This window comes from Pantoea sp. GbtcB22 (assembly GCF_019091025.1).
Taxonomy (GTDB): domain Bacteria; phylum Pseudomonadota; class Gammaproteobacteria; order Enterobacterales; family Enterobacteriaceae; genus Pantoea; species Pantoea leporis.
On record NZ_JAGXKB010000514.1, the window covers coordinates 1 to 250 of the forward strand.

Sequence of the window (250 nt, forward strand, 5' to 3'; positions counted from 1 at the left end):
GCGCCTGCAGCTCAAAGGTGAATCCGACTGACTGCCCCAAACCGGACACCGACGGCGGCGACAGCTCGAAGATCTGCGCATCACGAATGCTGGCAAGATTGGCCATTGCTCGCGCGGCAATGGCATCGGCACTGTTTTCAGCACCTTTACGCTCGCTGCAGTTCTTCAGCGTGATAAAGCCAATCCCGGCATTCTGGCCGCTGCCGGCAAAACTGAAGCCATTCACCAGCATGCTGTGGTTGTCGTTGTG

General features: G+C 58.0%; 1 protein-coding gene. It reads right to left on the reverse strand.

What is annotated here, in order from left to right; all coding sequences use genetic code 11:
• The coding region (locus tag KVT28_RS25890) for an efflux RND transporter permease subunit (RefSeq protein ID WP_217551123.1) at window positions 1-250 on the reverse strand (250 nt) is incomplete at both ends.